The organism is Agromyces intestinalis, assembly GCF_008365295.1.
Taxonomy (GTDB): Bacteria; Actinomycetota; Actinomycetes; order Actinomycetales; family Microbacteriaceae; genus Agromyces; species Agromyces intestinalis.
Genome location: NZ_CP043505.1, coordinates 689,181 through 708,946, shown reverse-complemented (window position 1 = coordinate 708,946; position 19,766 = coordinate 689,181). Strand labels below are relative to the sequence as shown.

Genomic DNA, 19,766 nt, shown 5'->3' with positions numbered 1-19,766 from the left:
ATGCGTGTCACGCTCGTCAGCCGGATCTTCTCCCCGGAACCCGCCGCCGCGTCGTTCCGGCTGCGCGCGCTGACCGCCGCGCTCGCGGTGTCGGGCGACGAGGTGCGCGTGCTCACCACCACCCCGCCGCCGGGCGCCCCGGCCGACGAGCCCGTGCCCGGCGTCGAGGTGCGCCGCGCGCCGGTGCTGCGCGATCGCACGGGCTACGTGCGCGGCTACGCGAGCTACCTGAGCTTCGACGTGCCGGCGTTCTTCCGGGTCCTGTTCGGGCGGCGCGCCGACGCGATCGTGGTCGAGCCGCCGCCGACGACGGGGTTCGTGGTGCGCATCGCGGCGGCGATCCGGCGGGTGCCGTACGTCTACTACGCCGCTGACGTCTGGTCGGACGCCGCGGCCTCGACCGGCGCGCCGTCGTTCGTCGTGCGCACGGTGCGGGCGATGGAGCGGTTCGCGCTGCGCGGGGCCGGCGCGGTCATCGCCGTGACCGAGGGTGTGGGCGAGCGCGTCGGCGAGCTGGCGCCGAAGGCGCGCGTCGAGGTGGTGCGCAACGGCATCGACACCGAGGTGTTCCGCCCGGTCGAGGCATCCGTCCCGCGCGCCGCCGTCGCGGTCTACGCGGGAACGACGAGCGAGTGGCAGGGCGCCGACCTCTTCATCCGCGCGATGCCCGCGGTGCGCGCGCGGGTGCCCGAGGCCGTGCTCGTCTTCCTCGGCCAGGGGTCGGCGTGGCGCGAGCTCGAGCAGCTCGCCGCGACGATCGCGCCCGGTGCCGTCGAGTTCCACCCGCCGGTCGCGGCGGCCGAGGCATCCCGTCGCCTGGCCGACGCCCGCGCCGGGCTGGTGAGCCTGAAGCCGGGCATCGGCTACGACTTCGCGGTGCCGACGAAGATCCTCGCCACCGCCGCGACCGGCACTCCGGTCGTGCTCGCCGGGCCTCGGGGCCCCGCGGCCGAGATGGTGCGGCGTGGCGCGCTCGGCGACGCCGTCGACTACGACGTGCACGCGGTCGCCGAGCGCCTCGCGGCGCGTCTCGCCGACGACGCGCCCGCCGCGGAACGAGACGACCGGGTGCGCTGGGTGCGCGAGAACGCCTCCGCCGCGGTGAGCGCCGGGCGCGCGGCCGCGGTGGTCCGCACGGTCGGGAGCCGGCGGTGAGCGGCGTGCTGACGTCGATGCGGCGGGCGGCCGGCCGGTTCATCCTGTCGCTGCCCGAGCCGATCGCGGTGCGCATCGTGCCGAAGACCTTCGGGTTCCGGGCCTCGGAGGTGCCGAAGCCCGTACTGGCGACGCCCACGCCGGTGCGCCTGCTCGTGGCGCCCGCGAACTACGCGGGCCAGGGGCATGCGTGGGCGCGGGCCGCCGAGCGCCTCGACGGAGTAGGAGGGGTCAGCCTCACCATCACGCGTCCGGGTACACCCGACTTCCCGGCCGACGCGATCGTGAGCGAGACCGTGGCGGTGCGTTCGAAGCGCTGGATCGACGGCCAGCGACGCGCCGTCCGCGGCTTCACCCATGTGCTGATCGAGGCCGAGCGCCCCCTGCTCGGCGGCGCGTTCGGCGGCGACGTGCGCGCCGAGGTCGCCGAGCTGGAGTCCGCCGGCGTCCGCGTCGCGTTCGTCTCGCACGGCAGCGACCTGCGGCTGCCGAGCCGACACGCCGAGCACGAGCGGTGGTCGCCCTTCCTCGAGCCCGACTGGGATCTCGCCCCCGTGCTCGAGCAGACCGCGCTCGCGAACGCCGCCGTGCTCGACGACGCCGGGGCGCCGGTGTTCGTCTCGACGCCCGACCTGCTGCTCGACCGGCCCGACGCGACCTGGTTGCCTGTCGTGATCGACCTCGAACGCTGGGCCACGACCGCCCCCGTGCTCGAGCGCGAGACCCCCGTGGTGCGGCACTCCCCGACGAACCCCGTGATCAAGGGGACCGCGCTCATCGAGCCGGTGCTCCGCGAGCTCGCCGCCGAGGGCCGCATCGACCTGCGACTCGAGTCGGGCATCCCGCCCGCCAAGATGCCGGCCGCGATCGGCGATGCCGACGTCGTCCTCGAGCAGTTCCGCATCGGCACCTACTCGGTCACCGCCGTCGAGGCGATGGCCGCGGGCCGGCTCGTCATCGCGCACGTCAGCGACCAGGTGCGTCGGGCCGTGCTCGACCAGACCGGGCTCGAGCTGCCGATCCTCGAGGCCGACCCCGACACCCTCGGCACGGTGCTTCGCGACGTGCTCGCCGACCGCGAGCGGTTCCGCGAGCTCGCGGCGCGCGGCCCGGCCTTCGCCGCCGCGGTGCACGACGGCGCCCGGTCGGCGCGCGTGCTCGCTCCGTTCCTCGGCGCCGACCGAGACATCCGACCCCTGGAGCCCCGATGACGCGACTGCTCATCCTCTCGTTCTCGCCGATCGCCTCCGATGCGAGGGTCCTCAAGCAGGTCGAGGCGTTCCGCGACGAGTACGAGGTGACCACGTGCGGGTACGGCCCGGCGCCCGAGGGCGTCGCGCAGCACATCCGCATCCCCGACGACGTGCTGCACAACGTGCTCAACGACCGCTACATCCGGTGGAAGACGTACCGGCTCGCGTACTGGACGCTGTGGTCGGTCGCGTGGGTGCGGCGCAACGTGCCCCGGCAGGGCTGGGACATCGTGCTCGCCGACGACGTCGAGGCGGTGCCGATCGCGCTCGCGCTGCGCCCCTCGAAGGGCGTGCACGCCGACCTGCACGAGTACTCTCCGCTGCTGCACGAGGACTGGGAGGGCTGGCGGGCGAAGATCACGCCCTACGTCGAGTGGATCTGCCGCACCTACGTCACGAAGGCCCGCTCGTGGACGACCGTGAGCGGCGGCCTCGCTCGCGAGTACGAGCGCAACTTCGGGTTCAGACCCGAGCTCGTGACCAACGCGGCCCCCTACGTCGAGGCCGAGCCGCACCCGACCGGCGCGCCGATCCGCCTCGTGCACTCGGGCGCCGCGATGCACGACCGCAGGCTCGACGACCTCGTGGGCGGCGTCGTCGCCTCGAGCGCCGATGTCACCCTCGACCTGTACCTGACTCCGAACCAGCCCGCGTTCGTCGAGCACCTGCGCGAGCGGGCCGCCGAGTCGGGCGGCCGCGTCGTCGTGCACGATCCCGTGCCCTACGCGCAGCTCTCCGAGACGCTGCAACGGTACGACGTGGGCGTGCACCTGCTCGCCCCGACGAACTTCAACAACCGCTGGGCGCTGCCGAACAAGCTCTTCGACTACGTGCAGGCGCGGCTCGGCATCGTGATCGGCCCGTCGCCCGAGATGGTCGATGTGGTCGGCCGGTACGGACTCGGCGCGGTCACCGAGGGGTTCACGCCCGACGACCTGGCTGCGACGCTCGACGCGCTCACCGCCGCCGACGTCGACGCGTGGAAGCGGGCGTCGCACGAGCATGCCCGAGAGCTGTCCGCCCAGACCCAGGTCGAGGTCTGGAAGCGCGCCATCGCCGCGATCGCGGCCGCGTGAGTCCCTCAGGCCGCGTGCGGCCCCGCAGTGATAGGTTCGACCCCCGATGAAGCTCCTCTGGTCCACCCTCCGTCAACTCCTGCCGCTGCTGCCGGCGGGGGCGAGGCGGTTCTTCCTCATCTACATCGTGCTGACGAGCGCGTTGACCCTGCTCGACGTGGGGGCGATGTCGCTGCTGGCGCTCATCATCACCCCGATCGTGACCGGGGCGGCGATCAATCTGCCGTTCATCGGCGAGCTGCCCGCCACGGCGGCTCCGGTGCTGGTGCTCATCGCATGCGTGCTGATCATCGTGAAGAGCGCCCTGTCGGTGGGGCTGCATTGGATCGCGACGCGGCGGTTCGCCCACTATGAGCTGCTCATCGGCCGGAGGCTGTTCAGCGGGTACATCCACTCATCGTGGGAGGAGCGCTCCAAGCGCAGCGTGGCCGAGATCACCCGCATCGCCGATGCCGGCATCGCGAACACGATCCAGGGGTTCATCCTCCCGCTCGCGCTCATCCCCGGCAGCTTCCTGACCTTCATCCTCATCCTCGTCATCCTGATCGTGGCGCAGCCGCTCACCGCGGTGATCGCGTTCGTCTACCTCGGCCTCATCGCGCTCATGGTGAACAACTTCGTCACCAAGCGGGCGCTGGTCGCCGGACGCGTCAACCTGAACGCGAGCTACCGCGTGGCGATCTTCATGACCGAGATGGTCGAGGCGCTGAAAGAGATCACGCTGCGCAACCGCCTCGAGCAGGTCATGGAGGTCGTGACCGCCGAGCGCATGCGCGCGGTCAAGGCGCGCGCGAACGGGTCGTTCCTCAGCATCATTCCGAAGTACTCGTTCGAGGCGGCGCTGGTCGGCGGGTTCCTGCTCGTCGGCGGCAGCTCGTTTCTGATCGCCGGTCCCGAGGAGGCGATCGTGTCGGTGGCGCTGTTCGCGATCACGGGCTTCCGTCTCATCCCCGCCATCAACGGCATGCAGAGCAGCATCGTCGCGTCGACCGCGAGCATCCCGGCCGCACAAGACGTGATCGGGGACATCACGCGCGCCGAGGCCGACGAGCACGGCACCGACCTCGCGGCCGACCGGCGCGAGCTGCCCGAGCACCCGGCGGTGCTGTCGCTGCGCGAGGTGCGATTCCAGTACCCGGGCGCGAGCGCCCACGTGCTGCGCGGCGTCGACATCGACATCCCGTTCGGCAGCTCGCTCGGCATCGTCGGTCCGTCGGGTGCGGGCAAGTCGACGCTCATCGACATCCTGCTCGGGCTGAGCACGCCGACCAGCGGCACGCTGACCATCGACGGGATGCCGCTCGGCGACGTGCTGCGCGCCTGGCGCGGTCGAGTCGGCTACGTGCCGCAGCGCGTGGCGCTGTTCGACGGGTCGATCGCCCAGAACGTGGCACTCACCTGGGATCAGGACTTCGACGTCGAGCGCGTCGAGCGCGCGCTCGAGATGGCGCAGCTGTCGGGCATGGTGGCCGAGCGCGAGGCCGGCATCCACTCGCGGATCGGCGAACGCGGCGTCGCACTCTCGGGCGGCCAGCAGCAGCGTCTCGGCATCGCACGCGCGCTGTATGCCGACCCGCTGGTGCTCGTGCTCGACGAGGCGACGAGCTCGCTCGACACCAAGACCGAAGACGACGTGACCCGAGCGATCCGCGGCCTGCAGGGCCAGCTCACCATCGTCTCGGTCGCGCATCGACTCTCGACCATCAAGGACTACGACCGCATCTGCTACCTCGACGACGGGCGGGTGCTGGGGCTCGACACCTTCGCGGGTCTCGCGCGCACGGTTCCGGCCTTCGGGGAGCAGGTCGCGCTCGCCGGGCTCGCCGGCGAGGCGTTCCGGTCATGAGCCCGGCCGTCGACGTCGTCATCGCGGCGCACGACCCCGGACGCCGCGTCGACCGTGCCGTCGCGTCGGTCCTCGACGCTTCGCGCGTGGCCGTGCGCGCCACGGTCGTCGCACACGGCATCCCGCGCGTCGCGCTCGAACCCCAGCTCTCGGCGGTGCTCGACGACCCGAGGCTGCGGATCGTCGAATTCGCCGACGGCGTGCGGTCGCCCGCCGGTCCGTTCAGGCACGGTCTCGCCCTCGCCGACGGCGAGTTCGTCGCGGTGCTCGGGTCCGACGACTTCCTCGAGCCGGGCGCCGTCGACGGCTGGGCGGCGTTCGCCGAGGCATCCGGCACCGACTATCTGATCGCCCCGATGCGCGACCAGGGTGGCGCGCGCTGGCGCGACCCGCTGACCCGGCCCTTCCGCCGAACCCGTCTCGATCCCGTACGCGACCGGCTGGACTACCGCGCGGCGCCGCTCGGACTGATCCGCCGCTCGTACCTCGAGCGGCTCGGCATCGGGCTGACCGAGGGGCTCGCCACCGGCGAAGACATCGAGCTCGGGCTCGCGCTCGTCAACCTCGGCGGGCGGGTCGACGCTCCCGCCGACGTCCCGGCGTACGTCATCGGCGCCGACGCGCCGCAGCGGGTGACCCTGCTGGCCCGGCCGGCGAGCGACGAGCTCGAGGCGCTGCGCCGGCTCTCGGGCGTCGCCTGGCCGACCGAGCTCGCTGCCGCGCGTCGCCGTGCGATCGCGATCAAGCTCTGGCGCATGAACGTCATCCCCGCCATGCTCGTGCGCCCCTCGGCGGGCGAGTGGAGCGCCGCTGACCTCGACGCGCTCGCCGCAGTGGCGGGCTGGCTCCGACGGCTCTCGCCCGAGGCATCCCGGTCGCTGTCGCGCACCGAAGCCACGCTCGCCGAAGCCGCCGACGCCCGCGATGCCGGTGCGATCGAGCGCGCGGGCGCAGCCGCCCGGGCGGCCGGGCCCGCCGAACGGGTGCTGACGCGCCGGCTCGTCGACGCGCTCGGCACCGATACGCTGGCGCGCCGGGTGCTGAGGCTGCGGTTCGGCAGGGCGGCCGGATGAGGGGGAGGATCTGTCCATGGGCATCGTGACGCGGGTGGCTGGCGCGCCGCGGCGCGCCATCGACCGGATGCTCCGCCGTCGCGCGTCGCTGCCGAAGCCGGTGAACCGCCTCATCGACCACGTCGCCGACCACCCCGACGGGCTGCTCGGCCGGCTGGCGGCGAGGTCGCTCGGCTCGTTCGGGCCCGATGACATCCCGCCGCCCACCGCGGCGCCCGACACTCCGGTGCGGGTGTACATCGCGCCCACGAACTACGCGGCGCAGGGCTGGTCGTGGGCGCGCGCGCTCGAGGCGGTGCCCGGCGGCCGGATCGGCGCACGCAACATGGCGGTCGAGGTGCCGGGCGGGTTCGACTTCCCGGCCGACACCGAGGTGCCCGTGCCGGTGTACGCGCGATCCGTCGACTGGCAGCGCGCCGAACTCGCCGCGGTGTCGGCGTTCACGCACGTGCTCGTCGAGGCCGAGCGGCCGCTGTTCGGCCGGCTCTTCTCACGCGACCTGCTCGCCGAGGCGCGCGTGCTGCGCGAGGCGGGCCTGTCGACCGCGTACCTCGCGCACGGCACCGATGTGCGGCTGCCGAGTGCGCACCGCGAGCTGACGCCCTGGTCGCCGTTCGCCGACGCCGAGCTGTACGTCGACCGCCTCGAGCGCGAGGCGAGCCGAAATCGCCGGCTCCTCGCCGAGCTCGGCCGCCCGACGTTCGTCTCCACGCCCGACCTGCTGATCGACGTGCCGGGTGCCCACTGGTGCCCCGTCGTGGTCGACCTCGACCGCTGGCGCGAGCCCGAACCGCCCGGCGTTCGCGAGCGGCCGATCGTGGTGCACGTGCCGAGCAAGTCCACGATCAAGGGCACCCAGCTCATCGAGCCGGCGATGCGCGAGCTCGACCGCGCGGGCGTGATCGAGTACCGCTCGGTCTCGGGCGTGCCGTCCGAGCGCATGCCCGAGCTGTACCGCACCGCCGACATCGTGCTCGACCAGTTCCGTCTGGGTTCGTACGGCGTCGCCGCGTGCGAGGCGATGGCGGCGGGCCGTGTCGTCGTCGGGCACGTCGTCGACAGCGTGCGCGCGGCGGCCGCCGCGGCCGGCGACGGCGTCGCGCTGCCGATCGTCGAGGCGACGCCCGACACGGTCGGCGAGGTGGTCGCCTCGCTCGCCGCCGACACCGAGCGGATGCGCCGGCTCGGCGCCGCGGGCATCGCGTTCGTCGAGGCGGTGCACGACGGTCGGTGCAGCGCGCGAGCCCTCGTCGATCACTGGATCGGTGAGGCATGAGCCGCCCGACGACACTCGACCTCTGGCGGCGTCTGCCGTCGTGGATCCGCGATCCGCTCGCGGTCGCCATCGCCCGCCTGCGGGGCGAGCGCGTTCCGCTGCCGCCCGAGCCGGACGACCGCCCGGTGCGGCTCATGATCGCGCCGGCGAACTATGCCGGCCAGGGCTATCGATGGGCGCGGGCGGTCGAGCAGAACCCGCGGGTGTCGGCCATGAACATGGTCTACGACTCGATCAACCCGTTCGGGTACCCGGTCGACTACCCGGTGCCCGGTCGCATCGCCGGCCACTCGCGCACCTGGCAGCGGGCGCAGCTGCGGGCGCTCGGCGAGCGGTTCACGCACATGCTCATCGAGGCCGAGATGCAACCGCTCGGCAGCCTCCTCGGCGGCGACGTGCTCGAGCAGGCACGCGCGATCCAGGCGCTCGGCGTGCGGGTCGCGATGCTCTGCCACGGCTCCGACATCCGGTTGCCGTCGCGGCACGCGGCCGCCGACCCGTGGTCGCCGTTCCACAATGACGAATGGGTGCCGGTCGAGCGCCTCGAGCAGGTGGTGCTCGGCAACCTCGCGGTGCTCGAAGCGCTGGATGTGCCGGTGTTCGTGTCGACGCCGGGTCTCATGCTCGACGTGCCGGATGCACACCTGCTGCCCGTCGTCATCGACGTCGAGACCTGGCAGCGTGACGAGCCGGTGCTCGAGCGCGCCCGCCCGCGCGTCGTGCACGTGCCGTCCAACCCGCTCGTGAAGGGCACCGCCGAGATCACGCCCGTGCTGCAGGAGTTGCACGACGCCGGCGTGATCGAGTACGCGACGATCAGCGGCGTCGAGCACGCGCGGATGCCCGAGCTGTTCGGCGCGGCCGACATCGTGCTCGATCAGTTCCGCCTCGGCGACTACGGCGTCGCGGCGTGCGAGGCGATGGCGGCCGGCAGGCTGGTCGTGTCGCACGTGAGCGACCGCACGCGCGCCGACGTCGAGGCTGAGACGGGGCAGGTGCTGCCGATCGTCGAGGCCGGCATCGCCTCGCTGCGCGAGGTGCTGCTCGAAATCGTCGCCGACCCCGATCGCTTCCGCGCGATCGCGAGGTCGGGTCCCGCGTTCGTTCGCGAGGTGCACGACGGGCGGATGTCGCGACGGGTGCTCGAGGAGCGCTTCCTGTTCGCGTGAGCGCCGCGTTCAGCGCAGCAGCGCGAGCGCGGACGCGGCCGAGAACCTGATCGGCGCCTCTCGGTGGGCCAGCGAGCCGAGCGACCTCGGCACCAGCGAGCCCGGCGCGAGCCGGGCTCGGCGCCGTCGGTCGGCGGCGAGGAGCGCCTCGGTCGGCCTCGCGGGGTCGAGCGCGGCATCCAGCAGGTCGCGCTCGCGGCGCGACAGCACGCGTTCGATGCCGCCGCCCGCCGAGATGATGGTCGCCGCGGCGTCGGCGAGGGCGCGACGCTCGGCGTCGGTCCACCGCGCGGGTTCGGGCCGATTGCGCACGGCGCCGAACAGGTTCACGCGCAGCAGCTTGATCGCGAGCGCCGATCGAGCGGATGCCTCGGAGCGCGCGAGCACCTCGGATCCGAGTACGTGGGGCAGGTACCCGAACTCGGCGGCGATGCCCATGGGTGCGTGCGTGACGCGCTCGGCCGCGTCGGCGTGCACGAGGTAGCCCGGCCCGCGGCGATCGTACGAGATGCGCTCGCCCGAGTACCAGACGGCCGCGACGTAGGGGATGTCCTCGCCGCTGGGCAGGTGCTCGGCGAATCGGAGCTCGCCGAAAGCGGCCCGAGAGACGAGGCCGAGCGGTGCGCTGCGGTAGGCGAGTCGATCGCGGACGGGATCGAGCCGCCGTCGGAACGGGCGGGTCGGGGGAGTCGGTGCCGCGCGGCCGCCCACGTGCCGGAGGCGGGCGACGACGGCACTCGCCCGATCGCGATCGGCGACCGCCAGCCATGCGTCGACGGCTCGGGGCTCGAACGCGTCGTCGGATCCGAGCACCGAGGTGAACTCGGCCGTCGCCTCGGCGAGTCCGAGGTTGAACGGACCCGCCGGGCTGGGGATACCGTCGTCGAGCGCCAGCATCCGCACCCTCGGGTCGTCGGCCCGCGCACCGAGCCGAGTCGCGATCGCCGCGGGATCGGTGTTGTGGGCGACCACCGTCACGCGCAGCGGCGCACGGTTGGCGAGGGCGGAGGCGACCGCACGCTCGATGGGGCGTTCGGGCGAGTGGACCGCCACCACCACGTCGACCCGGGGCGCATCGGGGCTCACCTGATCACCGCCGGCATGGATCCACGCTAGCAGCGCGACACCGGCAGCCGATTACACTCGACCATCGTGAAACTCCTGAGCGTCGTCGGTGCCCGCCCCCAGTTCGTGAAGCTCGCGGCCGTCGCACATGCCGCCGCGCAGGCGCGTGTCGAGCACGTCATCGTGCACACCGGGCAGCACTACGACCCGATGCTCTCGGACGTCTTCTTCACCGAGCTCGGCATCCCGGCCCCCGACGTGCACCTGGGGGTCGGCTCCGGCACGCACGGCGTGCAGACCGGCGCGATGCTCGGCGCGCTCGACGCGGTGCTCGACGAGCACCGGCCCGACTGGGTGCTGGTCTACGGCGACACGAACTCGACGCTCGCGGCCGCGCTCTCGGCGGTGAAGCTGCACCTGCCGATCGCCCATCTCGAGGCGGGGCTGCGCTCGTTCAACCGCCGCATGCCCGAAGAGCACAACCGGGTGCTCACCGACCACGCGGCCGACCTGCTGCTCGCGCCGACCCGGGTCGCGGTCGACCACCTGGCCGGCGAGGGCCTCGCATCGCGCACGGTGCTCGTCGGGGACGTCATGACCGATGTGCTGCGGGTCGTGCGCGAGTCGACGTCGGGCCGAGGGTCGTCGCTCGTCGACGAGCTCGGGCTCGAGCCCGGGGAGTTCCTCGTCGCCACCATCCACCGCGCCGAGAACACCGACGACCCCGTGCGCCTGCAGGCAGTGGTCGACGGGCTCGCCGCATGCGGACGCCCCGTCGTGCTGCTCGCGCATCCGCGCGTGGTCGCGAAGGCGGCCGAGCACAGCATCCGACTCGACCGCGGCGGGCTCGTCGTGCACCCGCCGCTCGCCTACGGCGATCTGCTGGCTGCGGCCCTGGCGAGCGGCGGTGTCGTAACCGACTCGGGCGGGCTCCAGAAGGAGGCGTTCCTGCTTCGGGTGCCGTGCACCACGGTGCGCACCGAGACCGAGTGGGTCGAGACGATCGAACTGGGATGGAATGTGCTCGTCCCCGACCCGGCCGACCTGCCCGCGGTCGTCTCGCGACCCGCGCCGCAGCCGACGGACGCCACACCCTACGGCGACGGGCACGCCGCCGAGCGGGTCATCGCCGAGCTCGTCGCCCGGAGCTGATCGGTCGGCGTCAGCCCCGCCGCGTCCGCTGCGGCGTCGACGGCGAGGCACCCTCGGTGACGCCGGGCTGCGAGGCATCCGCGACGGCACCGGGCTGCGAGGCGTCCTGCGCGTCGCGCTGGTGCGGCGCACCCGAGTCGCCCTTCCGGCGCGCGGCGCGCGCTGCGCGGCGTGCGTCGAACCGCGCCTGCTGCCACCGGCGCAGGCGCTGTTCGACGGGACGTTCGAACCAGACGTGCAGCGCGCCGGAGACGCCGATGGCGATCGCGAGCAGCACTGCCGCCCAGCCCAGGTTCGCCCACCCCGCGGGCTGCGGACCGACGAGTTCGAGCGCGCCGTAGATGATCGTGGCGTGCACGAGGTAGAACGCGAACGACCACTCGCCGAGCGCCACGATCGGTCGGGTGCGCGTCCATCGGGCGAGACCTCGCAGCTCGCGTGACGCCGTGGCGACGATGAGCGCGGCGCAGAGCACCGTCACCACCTCGCTCGCGTACGGCTCGACGATCAGCCCGACCGGCTCGACGGCGGGCACATGGTCGCCCGGGCCGATGAGGGCGAAGTACGCCGCGAGGCCGGCGACCGGGATCAGCGGGTGCAGGCGGGGCCGCCAGCCCTGACGGAACGCCCACGCCAGCGCCATCCCGAGCACGAACTCGTTCAGGCGCAGCACGGGCCACGGCAGCCCGGCGAGCCACCCGCCCGGCGCGAACTCGATGGCGAGCCGCGTCGCCGCGGCGAAAGACACGACGCCGACCGCGACCCACAGCGCGGCGCGCTTGGAGCAGCGGCGCACCAGCGCAGCGATGAACGGATGCAGCGCATAGAAGAACATCTCCGCGGTGAGGGTCCACGCCGCGGGGTTGCCCGAGAACAGGATCGCCGGGTCGCGCGACCAGCCCTGCAGGAGCAGGAACGACAGCGCGAGCACGCCCACCGAGAACGGCTTGATCCACCAGTCGGCGGGGTCGGGGTCGAACCGGTAGAACACGGGGATCGCCGCGAGCAGGGTGATCAGGTGCAGCGGGTAGATGCGTGCGAAGCGCCGCCAGTAGAACGTGCGCTTCGCCGTGCCGTCGCGCATCGACCAGGTGAGCACGAACCCCGACAGCACGAAGAAGAAGGTCACGCCGAAGTGCCCGAACTGCAGTACTGACGCCGCCGCGTTGGGCAGCGGTGCGAAGACCATGAAGTGGTACCCGAAGACCGCGAACGCCGCCCACCAGCGCAGCCCGGTGATCGCGTCGAGGCGCGGCGCGTGGGCGATGGAGGCGGCCTGGGTCACCCTCGGCAGTGTACCGGCGTCGAGAGCGCGCCAAGGCTGGGATGTTACCCTCTCCGCCGGGGGCCACCAGGAGAAGCATCGTGACGCACACCGACCGCATCGCTTGGCTCGACGTCGCCAAGGCGACCGCGATCGTGCTGATCGTGCTGTTCCACACGACCGACTGGTTCCTGCGCGACGTGGCGCCGGGGCTGAACATCGCCGGTCTCGCTCCGTGGGCGGTCCTCAGCACCGCGCTCATCCCGGTGCGTATCCCGCTGTTCTTCCTCGTGTCCGGTGTGCTCGCCGCGCGGGCCGTCGAACGCCCCTGGCGGAGGCTGGCGGGCACCCGGTTCCTCGACCTGCTGTGGCCGTTCGCGATCTGGACGGCGCTCGTCGCGCCGGTCTGGATGCTCCGCTCCGACCCCGCCGACCCGATGGCGCTCGCCGGCACGGCCGGTGCGGGGCTCGTGCTGGGCGGCCTGCACTACTGGTATCTGCCGGCGCTGGTGGTGTGCCTCGTCGTCGCGCGACTCGTGCGCCGCCATCCGGTGGCGGCGGTCGTGGTCTCGGGCGTCGTCGCGTTCGGGTTGCGGTCGCTCATCACGCCGCAGCTCGCGGTGCTCGGTCTGCCGGTGCTCGCGGCCAACCTGGATCGCTGGATGGCGTTCGGCTTCTGGTTCCTGCTCGGATGCTTCGCCCGCACGTTCGTGCTCGGTTTCGCACGCCTGCACGGCGCTGCGGGCATCGTCGCACTCGCCGCGTTCGTCGCCGTGACCTGGTGGCAGCTCGGCGTCGGGGTCACGATGCTCGGCACGACGCTCGCCTCGCTCACGGGCGTCGCCGCGCTCGTGCTGCTGAGCTCCGCGGCATCCCGGTGGGCCCCGGTGGCGCGCGCCGGGCGATACCTCGCGGCGCGTACCCTGCCGATCTACCTCGTGCACGCGTTCGCCTTCGAACTGCTCGCGGTGCTGGCCGACGTGGTCGACGCCCAGACGGGCTGGCGACTGCCGCTCGAGTACGGCGCCGTGACGCTCATCGTCGTGCCGCTCGTCGTCGCCTGCGCGGTCGGACTCTCGACCGCCCTGTTCGCGCTGTCGGGCCGCGCCGGGTTCCGGTGGATCTTCGAACCGCCCGCCGGACTCCGGGACCGCGTGCTGCGGCCCGCAGCGGCGGGGCCCGGTGAGGCGACCGCCGACATCGAGGCCACGGCCGGCAGGCGTCGGCGCGCGAACTAGACTTGCCCGGTGCGAATCGCAGTCATCGCCCTCGGCAAGATCGGACTCCCGCTCGCGACCCAGTTCGCCGAACGCGGCCACGAGGTCGTCGGCGTCGACGTCAACGACGACCTGGTGGCGCAGGTCAACGCCGGTCGCGAACCCTTCCCGGGCGAGGCGGGGCTCGCCGAGCGCCTCGGCCGCCTCGTGCCGAGCGGCCGGCTGCGGGCGACCACCGACTACGCCGACGCGGTGCCCGGCGCCGACGCGGTCGTCGTGGTGGTGCCCCTCTTCGTCGATAACGACACGTGGGAGCCCGATTTCGGGTGGATGGACGCGGCGACCGCCGCGCTCGCCGAGCACCTCACGCCCGGCACGCTCGTCTCGTACGAGACCACGCTGCCGGTCGGCACCACCCGAACCCGTTGGAAGCCGATGATCGAGGCGGGATCGGGCCTGATCGAGGGTGAGGACTTCGACCTCGTGTTCTCACCCGAGCGGGTGCTCAGCGGCCGCGTCTTCGCCGACCTGCGTCGCTACCCGAAGCTCATCGGCGCGCTCGGAGAACGCGGCGCGGCGCGAGCGCGCGCCTTCTACGAGTCGGTGCTCGAGTTCGACGAGCGCGACGACCTGGCGCGCCCGAACGGGGTGTGGGATCTGGGCAGCGCCGAGGCGGCCGAACTCGCGAAGCTGGCCGAGACCACCTACCGCGACGTCAACATCGGGCTCGCGAACCAGTTCGCGCTGTTCGCCGACCAGGTCGGCGTCGACGTCTACGGCGTCATCGAGGCGTGCAACTCGCAGCCCTACAGCCACATCCACCGGCCCGGTATCGCCGTCGGCGGCCACTGCATCCCGGTCTACCCGCGGCTCTACCTCGCGACCGACCCCGAGGCCGACATCGTGCGCACCGCGCGGATCCTCAACGCCTCGATGCCCGAACGCACGGTCGTGCAGGCCGAGTCGCTCCTCGGCGACCTCGCCGGCCGCACCGTCGCGGTGCTCGGCGCGGCGTACCGCGGGGGAGTGAAGGAGACGGCGTTCTCGGGCGTGTTCCCGACGGTCGACGCACTGCGTCGCCGCGGAGCGAGCGTGCGCGTGCACGACCCGCTGTACAGCGACGACGAGCTGCGCGGGTTCGGGTGGGAGCCGTACGCACTCGGCGAGCCCGTCGACGCGGCGATCCTCCAGGCCGATCACGCGGTGTACCGTGACCTCGCGCCCGCCGACCTGCCGGGCATCCGCCTGCTCGTCGACGGCCGGAATGCGACCGACCCCGCCCGGTGGGCGGGCGTGCCCCGCATGGTCATCGGCGGCACCGTGGCCTGATCGGGGCTTCCGAGCCGGGTCTGCTCAGGGCTCGATCACCGGAGGCTCGAGCGCGCCGGTGTCGACGTTCGATCGATCGGGCACCCGCTCGGGGTGTCGGAACGCGACGCGCAGCGCCGCGAGCTGCACGCCGAGCACCGCGAGCTCCGAGATGGCGAGCCCCCACGCGAGGCCGACCACCCCGAACCAGATCGTGAGCGGGATCATCAGCACCGTGCCGACGACGGCACCGACGATCGTGCTGCGGGCGAGCACCTTGGCGAGTCCGAGCGCGGTGAGGCACGCGAAGCCGGTCAGCTGCGAGGCGAGCAACGCGGCGAAGTTCGCCGCCATCGCGCCGGCCAGCGCCCACGAGAGCTGCAGCGTGCCGCCCGAGAGCACCCCGCTCGCCCACGGGCCGAGCACCGCGAATGCGACGCCGCCCGCGAGCCCCAGCGCCAGCGCCAGCATCGTGACCCGGCGGGCGCGGCCGATGAGCCGTTCAGGTTCGGGAACCGGCACGTAGCCCTGCGCGACCTGCACGATCGGCCGCGTCGCGTACAGTGCGAGCCGCACCATCCGCTCGGCGAGCGCATAGACCGCGGTCGCGCTCGGCAGGAAGAGCTGCACGATGATGACCGGCACGTTGACGTAGAGCGAGGTGGTCGCGGCCATCGTGACCGGCGCGGTCTGCCCGCGCAGGTTGTGCAGCGCGCGCCGGGGCGAGGCGGTGAACGACCAGCCGCGGTATCGGCGCAGGATGTCGATGCCGCAGATCACGGCGGCGACGACGACGCCGGCCAGCTGCAGCGCGGCGAACCAGCGAGCGTCACGCGTGGCGATCAGCACGAGCGCGCCGGCGACGGTGCCGAGTACACGCGGCAGGGTATCGAGCAGCAGGAAGCGCAACGGGCTGCCCTCACCGACGTAGAACCAGCCCGACCCGAGTGCGACGAGGATGCCGCTGGTCACGGTCAGCGCGGCGAGCACCGGGTCGCCGCCGGCGAGCAGGATCGCCAGCGGGATGGAGATCGCGACCGCGGCGGCGTTCAGCCACGCCCGACTGAGCAACGAGTCGAAGAAGTACCGCCCTCTGGCGGCCGGCGGAAGCCCGGCGACCTCGGTGGGGCCGGTGACGCCCCAGCCGAACGCGGCGATGACGTAGGCGAAGCCCGCTACCGCCTGGGCGACCGCGATGGTGGTCCACGCGCGCTCGCCCGCAGCGATGATGACCGTGGGAATGACGGCGATGCTGACGATGCCGCTGACGACGACCGAGAGGCCGTATCCGCCGCCGACGCGCAGCAGTCGTCTCGCCCCCGTCACCCGCTCCCGCCTTCCGCCGCGTCGACCGCCCTGCACGTCGATCCGCGCAACTGTACCCGATTCCGGTGGCAGAACCGCACAGCGCGCGCGGTGCCGCTCGAGCGCGTCAGTCGACCGTCAGCGCGCCCGCCGCGACGGCGGCATCGAGCGCCGAATGCCAGTCGCGGATGGGCTCGAGACCGGCCCGGCGCCACGCGTCATGGCCGAGCACCGAATACGCCGGGCGCGGAGCGGGCCGCACGAACGCGGCGCTGTCGGTCGGCGTGATGCGGTCGGGGTCGAGCCCCGCCGCTTCGAGCACTGCGCGGGCGAATCCGTACCAGCTCGTCTGCCCGGCGCTCGTGCCGTGGTAGATGCCGGTCGGCGCACCGGCGTCGACGAGGGCGATGATCTGCGCGGCGAGGTCGGCCGTCCAGGTGGGCTGGCCGATCTGATCGTCGACGACCGACCAGGTGTCTTTCGTCGCGGCGAGCTTCAGCATGGTCGCCGCGAAGTTGGGGCCATGCTGGCCGTACAACCAGGCCGTGCGCACGACGTAGGCGCCGTCGGGGTGGGCGGCGAGGGCGAGTTCTTCACCGGCGGCCTTCGTGCGGCCGTAGGCGTTGATCGGGTCGCGGGGGCGGTCTTCGGCGTACGGCTCGGTCGCGTGGCCGTCGAACACGTAGTCGGTCGACACGGTGACGAACTTCGCGCGCGACTCGGCGGCCGCCTCGGCGAGCAAGCCGGTGCCGGTCGCGTTCACCGCGTAGGCGTCGGCCTCGTGCGTCTCGGCGTCGTCGACCTTCGTGTACGCCGCGCAGTTCACGACGACGTCGTGGCCGGCGACCGCCGCGCGCACCGCCGCGGCATCCGTCACGTCCAGGTCCGCGCGACCGAGCGCGGTGACGTCCTGGCCGGCGAGCGCGGCCTGCAGATCGCGGCCGAGCATGCCGGATGCCCCGGTGACGAGCCAGCGCATCGGTTACTGCCCCTGGGCCTTGTAGCGGGCCTCGGTGGCGTCCTTCTGCGGCGCCCACCAGCCTTCGTTGTCGCGGTACCAGGCGATGGTGTCGGCCAGGCCCGCGGCGAAGTCGGCGTACTGCGGGGACCAGCCGAGCTCGGTGCGCAGCTTCGTCGAGTCGATCGCGTACCGCAGGTCGTGCCCGGGCCGGTCGACGACGAGATCGTACGCGTCGGCCGGCTGGCCGAGCTCGGTGAGGATGAGCTCGACCACGTCCTTGTTGTTCTTCTCGCCGTCGGCGCCGATCAGGTACGTCTCGCCGATCCGGCCCTTCTCGAGGATCGTCAGCACGGCCGACGAGTGGTCGTTCGCGTGGATCCAGTCGCGCACGTTCTCGCCGCGACCGTAGAGCTTGGGTCGTTCGCCGCGCAGCACGTTCGTGATCTGACGCGGGATGAACTTCTCGACGTGCTGGTAGGGGCCGTAGTTGTTCGAGCAGTTCGAGATCGTCGCCTGCAGGCCGAACGAGCGGACCCACGCCCGCACGAGCAGGTCGCTGCCGGCCTTCGTCGACGAGTACGGGCTCGACGGGTTGTAGGGGGTCTGCTCGGTGAACCGGGCCGGATCGTCGAGCTCGAGATCGCCGTAGACCTCGTCGGTCGAGATGTGGTGGAAGCGGGTGCCGTGCCGGCGCGCGGCCTCGATCAGGGTGTACGTGCCGATGATGTTCGTGTCGAGGAACGGGCGAGGGTCGGCCAGCGAGTTGTCGTTGTGGCTCTCGGCCGCGTAGTGCACGACCGCGTCGGCGTCGGCGACGAGCCCGTCGACGAGCGCCGCGTCGGCGATGTCGCCCTTCACGAAGCGGAACCGGTCGTCGGGCAGCCCCTCGAGCGAGGCCAGGTTGCCCGCATAGGTCAGTTTGTCGAGCACGGTGACCTCGTGGTCGGTGCGCTCGATCACGTAGTGGACGAAGTTGGAGCCGATGAACCCGGCGCCGCCGGTGACGAGGAGCTTCATGGGTGTGGGTTTCGCTTCCGATCGGGAACCACAGGAGTCTACCGGTCGCCCCGCGGCGTCATCGTGCGGATCGGCTCGGATCTCGTGCGCTTGCTAGACTCCCGTGGTGCAGATCCGCGAACTGAAGATCCCCGACAGCTACGAGATCACCCCGAAGCAATTCGGCGACGATCGGGGCGTCTTCCTCGAGTGGTACCGGTTCGACCGACTCGAAGAGCACATCGGCCACCCGCTGAACCTCGCCCAGGCGAACACCTCGGTCTCCAAGCGCGGCGTGGTGCGCGGCATCCACTTCGCCGACGTGCCCCCCAGCCAGGCCAAGTACGTCACCGCCACGCGGGGTGCGGCCCTCGACTTCGTCATCGACATCCGCGTGGGCTCGCCGACCTACGGCCAGTGGGACTCGGTGCTGCTCGACGAGACCGACCGTCGGGCGATCTACCTCGGTGAAGGGCTCGGGCACTGCTTCGTGGCGCTGAGCGACGACACCACCGTGAGCTACCTGGTCTCGGCACCGTACAACGCGGCACGCGAGCACGGCATCGACCCCCGCGATCCCGCCATCGGCCTCGAGTTCGGCATCCCGGCCGACGAGCTCATCCTCTCGCCGAAAGACATCGAGGCGCCCACCCTCGCCGAGGCCGAGGCATCCGGCCTGCTGCCCACCTGGGAGCAGGTCCGCGCATACTCCGACGAACTGAACAGGGGGGTGTGATGCGCGGCATCATCCTCGCCGGGGGCTCGGGCACCCGGCTCTGGCCGATCACTAAGGGCATCTCGAAGCAGCTCATGCCGATCTTCGACAAGCCCATGATCTACTATCCGCTCTCGACCCTGATGATGGCGGGCATCCGCGAGATCCTCGTCATCACGACGCCCGAGTACAACGAGCAGTTCAGGGCCTTGCTCGGCGACGGCTCGCAACTCGGAATCCGCCTCGAGTACGCGGTGCAGCCCTCGCCCGACGGTCTCGCCCAGGCCTTCATCATCGGTGAGGAGTTCATCGGCGACGAGTCGGTCGCGCTCGTGCTCGGCGACAACATCTTCCACGGCAGCGGGCTCGGCACGGCGCTTCGGCGCCACACCGACGTCGACGGTGCGCTCATCTTCGCCTACCAGGTCAGCGACCCGACCGCCTACGGCGTCGTCGAGTTCGACGACGGATTCCGCGCGATCTCGATCGAAGAGAAGCCGGCCGAGCCGAGGAGCAACTTCGCCGTGCCCGGCCTCTACTTCTACGACCACCGCGTCGTCGAGGTCGCCAAGGCGATCGAACCGAGCGCGCGCGGCGAGCTCGAGATCAGCTCGGTGAACGACTGGTACCTGCAGGACGGCTCGCTGAGCGTGCAGGTGCTCGATCGCGGCACGGCCTGGCTCGACACCGGCACGTTCGAGTCGATGATGCAGGCGTCGGAGTACGTGCGCGTCATCGAAGACCGTCAGGGCTTCAAGATCGGATGCATCGAAGAGATCGCCTGGCGCAACGGATGGATCGACGAGGAGCAGCTCGCGGCGCTCGCCGCGCCCCTGATCAAGAGCGGATACGGCCGCTACCTGCAGCGGCTCCCCGCCGACCGCTGAGCGCTCAGGTTCGCGCGCAGGCGGAACGATAGAATCATCGATCGGCCG

At 72.2% G+C, this 19,766-nt stretch carries 17 protein-coding genes; 12 read left to right on the top strand and 5 right to left on the bottom strand.

The genetic code is table 11. From position 1 onward, the window contains the following. The 7 genes from FLP10_RS03335 to FLP10_RS03305 are packed head-to-tail and all read left to right on the top strand — an operon-like array spanning position 1 to position 8,848. Positions 1–1,155, top strand: a complete 1,155-nt coding sequence (locus FLP10_RS03335) for a glycosyltransferase family 4 protein (RefSeq protein ID WP_149159580.1) — start codon at positions 1–3, stop codon at positions 1,153–1,155. After that, complete coding sequence (locus FLP10_RS03330) at positions 1,152–2,366, top strand: hypothetical protein (RefSeq protein ID WP_149159579.1); 1,215 nt, start codon at positions 1,152–1,154, stop codon at positions 2,364–2,366. The genes FLP10_RS03335 and FLP10_RS03330 overlap by 4 nt, the downstream gene beginning before the upstream one ends. After that, the gene (locus FLP10_RS03325; RefSeq protein ID WP_149159578.1) at positions 2,363–3,484 is read left to right on the top strand and encodes a glycosyltransferase family 4 protein; all 1,122 of its coding nucleotides are present in this window, start codon (positions 2,363–2,365) and stop codon (positions 3,482–3,484) included. Before FLP10_RS03330 ends, FLP10_RS03325 begins: the two co-directional genes overlap by 4 nt. 46 nt (positions 3,485–3,530) lie before the next feature. Further along, on the top strand, positions 3,531–5,330 hold the full coding sequence (locus tag FLP10_RS03320) for an ABC transporter ATP-binding protein (protein ID WP_149159577.1): 1,800 nt from the start codon (positions 3,531–3,533) through the stop codon (positions 5,328–5,330). Further along, positions 5,327–6,403 (top strand): glycosyltransferase family 2 protein, encoded by a 1,077-nt coding sequence (locus tag FLP10_RS03315; RefSeq protein ID WP_149159576.1) that lies wholly within the window; start codon positions 5,327–5,329, stop codon positions 6,401–6,403. The genes FLP10_RS03320 and FLP10_RS03315 overlap by 4 nt, the downstream gene beginning before the upstream one ends. A 16-nt stretch (positions 6,404–6,419) precedes the next feature. Then, the gene (locus FLP10_RS03310) at positions 6,420–7,679 is read left to right on the top strand and encodes a glycosyltransferase family 4 protein (protein WP_149159575.1); all 1,260 of its coding nucleotides are present in this window, start codon (positions 6,420–6,422) and stop codon (positions 7,677–7,679) included. Continuing rightward, the gene (locus FLP10_RS03305; RefSeq protein ID WP_149159574.1) at positions 7,676–8,848 is read left to right on the top strand and encodes a glycosyltransferase family protein; all 1,173 of its coding nucleotides are present in this window, start codon (positions 7,676–7,678) and stop codon (positions 8,846–8,848) included. The genes FLP10_RS03310 and FLP10_RS03305 overlap by 4 nt, the downstream gene beginning before the upstream one ends. A gap of 9 nt (positions 8,849–8,857) precedes the next feature. Here FLP10_RS03305 and FLP10_RS03300 read toward each other — a convergent pair whose 3' ends face one another. After that, positions 8,858–9,934 (bottom strand): glycosyltransferase family A protein, encoded by a 1,077-nt coding sequence (locus FLP10_RS03300; RefSeq protein WP_168209092.1) that lies wholly within the window; start codon positions 9,932–9,934, stop codon positions 8,858–8,860. A gap of 66 nt (positions 9,935–10,000) precedes the next feature. Between FLP10_RS03300 and wecB the strand changes: the two genes are divergently transcribed. Continuing rightward, complete coding sequence (gene wecB, locus FLP10_RS03295) at positions 10,001–11,065, top strand: non-hydrolyzing UDP-N-acetylglucosamine 2-epimerase (protein ID WP_149159572.1); 1,065 nt, start codon at positions 10,001–10,003, stop codon at positions 11,063–11,065. Positions 11,066–11,075: 10 nt separating this feature from the next. Here wecB and FLP10_RS03290 read toward each other — a convergent pair whose 3' ends face one another. Further along, on the bottom strand, positions 11,076–12,350 hold the full coding sequence (locus FLP10_RS03290; protein WP_246150155.1) for an acyltransferase family protein: 1,275 nt from the start codon (positions 12,348–12,350) through the stop codon (positions 11,076–11,078). Positions 12,351–12,430: 80 nt separating this feature from the next. Between FLP10_RS03290 and FLP10_RS03285 the strand changes: the two genes are divergently transcribed. Both FLP10_RS03285 and FLP10_RS03280 read left to right on the top strand, forming a co-directional pair. After that, the gene (locus FLP10_RS03285) at positions 12,431–13,567 is read left to right on the top strand and encodes an acyltransferase family protein (RefSeq protein ID WP_168209091.1); all 1,137 of its coding nucleotides are present in this window, start codon (positions 12,431–12,433) and stop codon (positions 13,565–13,567) included. Positions 13,568–13,576: 9 nt separating this feature from the next. Then, positions 13,577–14,875 (top strand): nucleotide sugar dehydrogenase, encoded by a 1,299-nt coding sequence (locus FLP10_RS03280; protein ID WP_149159570.1) that lies wholly within the window; start codon positions 13,577–13,579, stop codon positions 14,873–14,875. Positions 14,876–14,899: 24 nt separating this feature from the next. On the opposite strand, the gene FLP10_RS03275 is transcribed toward FLP10_RS03280, so the two are convergent. From FLP10_RS03275 to rfbB, 3 genes are all read right to left on the bottom strand, one after another. Then, complete coding sequence (locus tag FLP10_RS03275; RefSeq protein WP_149159569.1) at positions 14,900–16,180, bottom strand: lipopolysaccharide biosynthesis protein; 1,281 nt, start codon at positions 16,178–16,180, stop codon at positions 14,900–14,902. Positions 16,181–16,286: 106 nt separating this feature from the next. Then, entirely contained in the window at positions 16,287–17,138 is an 852-nt protein-coding gene (gene rfbD / locus FLP10_RS03270; RefSeq protein ID WP_149159568.1) for a dTDP-4-dehydrorhamnose reductase, read from the bottom strand. 3 nt (positions 17,139–17,141) lie between these two features. After that, on the bottom strand, positions 17,142–18,137 hold the full coding sequence (rfbB, locus tag FLP10_RS03265; protein ID WP_149159567.1) for a dTDP-glucose 4,6-dehydratase: 996 nt from the start codon (positions 18,135–18,137) through the stop codon (positions 17,142–17,144). Positions 18,138–18,243: 106 nt separating this feature from the next. Here rfbB and FLP10_RS03260 point away from each other — a divergent pair, with 106 nt between their 5' ends. Both FLP10_RS03260 and rfbA read left to right on the top strand, forming a co-directional pair. Further along, complete coding sequence (locus tag FLP10_RS03260; protein ID WP_149159566.1) at positions 18,244–18,852, top strand: dTDP-4-dehydrorhamnose 3,5-epimerase family protein; 609 nt, start codon at positions 18,244–18,246, stop codon at positions 18,850–18,852. Next, a complete protein-coding gene (gene rfbA / locus FLP10_RS03255) occupies positions 18,852–19,718 on the top strand; it encodes a glucose-1-phosphate thymidylyltransferase RfbA (RefSeq protein WP_149159565.1) in 867 nt (288 codons plus the stop codon). The genes FLP10_RS03260 and rfbA overlap by 1 nt, the downstream gene beginning before the upstream one ends. The last annotated feature ends 48 nt before the right edge of the window (positions 19,719–19,766 follow it).